The 2,967-nt window shown below is 29.6% G+C and carries 5 protein-coding genes; 4 read left to right on the top strand and 1 reads right to left on the bottom strand.

Annotation, left to right across the window (positions count from 1 at the left end; genetic code table 11):
* Positions 1–322: 322 nt before the first annotated feature.
* Positions 323–631: a DUF6897 domain-containing protein gene (locus tag Q0649_RS11295; protein WP_298841722.1), complete on the bottom strand. Its 309-nt coding sequence runs from the start codon at positions 629–631 to the stop codon at positions 323–325.
* 641 nt (positions 632–1,272) lie between these two features.
* On the opposite strand from Q0649_RS11295, the gene Q0649_RS11290 reads away from it, so the two are divergent.
* The 4 genes from Q0649_RS11290 to Q0649_RS11275 form a co-directional block, all read left to right on the top strand.
* A complete protein-coding gene (locus Q0649_RS11290; RefSeq protein WP_298841719.1) occupies positions 1,273–1,542 on the top strand; it encodes a hypothetical protein in 270 nt (89 codons plus the stop codon).
* 91 nt (positions 1,543–1,633) lie between these two features.
* Positions 1,634–1,786: a hypothetical protein gene (locus Q0649_RS11285; protein WP_298841716.1), complete on the top strand. Its 153-nt coding sequence runs from the start codon at positions 1,634–1,636 to the stop codon at positions 1,784–1,786.
* Complete coding sequence (locus Q0649_RS11280) at positions 1,744–2,184, top strand: hypothetical protein (RefSeq protein ID WP_298841713.1); 441 nt, start codon at positions 1,744–1,746, stop codon at positions 2,182–2,184. Before Q0649_RS11285 ends, Q0649_RS11280 begins: the two co-directional genes overlap by 43 nt.
* 230 nt (positions 2,185–2,414) lie before the next feature.
* On the top strand, positions 2,415–2,967 hold a 553-nt coding region (locus Q0649_RS11275), incomplete at its 3' end, for a hypothetical protein (protein ID WP_298841711.1).

Raw genomic sequence — 2,967 nt, 5'->3', positions numbered from 1 at the left:
ACATGAAATGTGTATATCTCCGCCTGAATAGGCAACAAAATGGGTCCATGCCCAAACATAACTAATATCATTGCGAATCCCTTCGCCATATCTATCCAATTCAATCTCTTTTTTTCCATATTGATTTATTCCTCCTATAATAACAGCATAATCGACATATTACCACATAATAAAGAGGAATAAAAATAATTGAAACCGATTTATCAGATATATATCTTATAATACGACATCATTAGAGCTTTCTCTTAAATTTCCACCAACTTTCAATTATTATCAATATACTTAAACTTTCCATCAGTGGATATCTATTATTAATAAGTTCTTATTGAGTTATTTTAATACTTTGTACAAATTCAGCATTTATAAGTTCTTTGCCTTTTTTAGTCTCAACCTCAATCCAGTTTTCATTAATATCAATTATTTTTCCAGTTGCATTTGTACCAAAATCACCTGTGGATATACTACATTTTTTCCCTATGTATTTTTTAATTAACTCGTTCGTCATAATTATTAACCCCTTCCTCTTCTTTCTTTTTAGAATTGCCAGTTTTTTTATTTTATGTTGTTGCGGTAAAACAATCAAAAATACTACAAACAATGGTACACCTATAGCAATCCACGATGAACTCACCTAAACGTAGCCTCCTCATCCAAATAACTTTCTACTGAATTATAATGTGTTTATTTACTAATAGTAACATTTATTGTCTGTAATTAGTTACTATTTATAGAAATTACTCCTCCATTACAATTTATTCCAACCTATTACCACATCTTGTAATCATCGTTATCCCTTAAGATATCTAGGTTAGAACATAAATATATATATATATTACAAAAAAACAATAATACCTTATTTATATAAGTATAAAAATTTCTTATACAAGTGAGAATTAAAATTTAAAAACTCTACTACACTGCATACCCCCCATGATAAATTTGTAATGTAGTAAGCGAATTACTTATAACCTCTTATATATCAATGGACTAAGCTAATTACATATCTAATATTTAGTTGCAATATTACTATAACTTGAAATTTTTCGTAATAATTTAAATTTTTTTTGCAAAACTACGGCAAAAGGTCATATATGTTTACTGAAAATGTAATTTTTACCTTATTCTCGTTATTTTAAATGATTCTATCCTAATCATAATGCTTAGTAATCTAAGCCGTACAAAAGTTAAAAAGTATATGTAATTTAAAATATTTTTAATAAGATAATGCTTAGAAATAAGCCGTACAAAAGTAATTAGGGGGTTCAAAAATCTATGGGAAATAAAATTACGCAAAGATGTATTAGCGAAATACAGGATCATCTAAAAGATTACGTAATGGAACATAGCAATAAGAATAAAAACAGAAAATTTACTTGTTTTAATAAAAGTGCACATAGCCATAAAGATCAGGATCCAAGTGCTGCCATAGTTCCAGGAAGCAGCGGCAGGTATTGGAGCTGTTTTAGCTGTGGAGCTAAAGGTGATATTTTAAGTGCAGCATCCTATAACGAGGGTATAGATGGATTCCACAACATTATGTAATTTTTAAGTGCAAAATATAATGTTGAAATTGAAACACAGGACCCGCAGCCTTCTACAAAACGTGACTTTAAGCCAAAACAAAATTCTAATTATGAAAAGGAAACTACAGCTAAATATTATTATGAAGATGAACTTGGCAATATATTATATAAAATCTGTAGACGAGAGTGGCTTGATAATGGCAAAAGGAAAAAAGATTTCATGGCCTATACCAAAGATAATAGTGAATGGAGCTTTGGTATAAAAGCTACAAGACATGTTATTTATAAGCTTCCACAGGTTTTAGAGGGCATCAAGAATGACAAGACTATTTTCTTTGTAGAAGGAGAAAAATGCGTGGATGAGATTTTCAAATTAGGACAAGTTGGAACTACCACAGCTTTTGGAGCTAGGGGGTTTTCAGCTTACAGCCCGAATTATGTTGCTTCTTTAAAGTCCGCTAATATAGTAATTCTACCTGATAATGATGAAAGTGGTAAAGCTTATGCAAATGATGTTCTAAGTGTTATAAAAAGTGAGGTCAAATCTATAAAAATAATAAACCTTCCAGACTTAAAACTTAAGGAAGATATAGTAGATTGGATATCAAATGGAGGCACTGTTGAAGAATTAATAACTTTGGTTAATAAAGCAGATAATTAATATCTCTAATTTTATTATTAATCCTAAATATTATATTGAAAGTGAAGGTGATACTCAAATTATAGGTGAGATTATTACGGAGGAAGGTATTATAGGTGAGAGGACATTTAAAACCTCCGATTTTGATGATGTATTATCTTTTAGAAGAGCACTAAACAGCTTTAAGACTTTTTATATAGGAAGAGTTGAGGACCTTCAATATATAAGATTTATTATTTCAGGTAAAACTAGTGATACACGAAATGCGTTACCTACAGTGGTTTTCAAATAAAAATAGAAGTTTTATTCCTAGAGCTTCAGTAATTTTATCTGGAGAGGTAGGCATAGAGGAAACGGCGAATGTTGGAAGGAGCCTTAGAGTTATATTTGCAACTTCTTATTTTGATGATGTAACCAAAAAAAGTCTAGAAAAATTAAAGGAAAATTCTATTTTACTTAATAAACTTGGAGTCAGTCTTTTGAAGGAGACCCTAAAAATGAAAGAGAAAAAAATTAAAGAAATTCATAGTGCAATATTTGAAAAAGCGATTAGTAATAATATTAAAAATGACAGAGTTAAAAACTCTCTAGCTAACTGTATGATTGGTATAGCTTTACTTAAGAAGGTATTTAATGATTTAGATTTGAATATGGAGGAGTGCACAGGTTTTACTATGAAAGAAATTATTTCATCAATAGAAAGGGGTGCTTATGAGGACTTGTTAGATGGAGGAACATCGAATAAAACAGTTATAGAACAAAATTTTGAAACTATGAATCGTATGGCAGCTAATAATGAACTTT

This window comes from uncultured Clostridium sp., assembly GCF_937920395.1.
Classification (GTDB): domain Bacteria; phylum Bacillota; class Clostridia; order Clostridiales; family Clostridiaceae; genus Clostridium_AD.
Note: the sequence above shows the minus strand (reverse complement) of the source record. Positions and strands in the feature narration are given on the sequence as shown.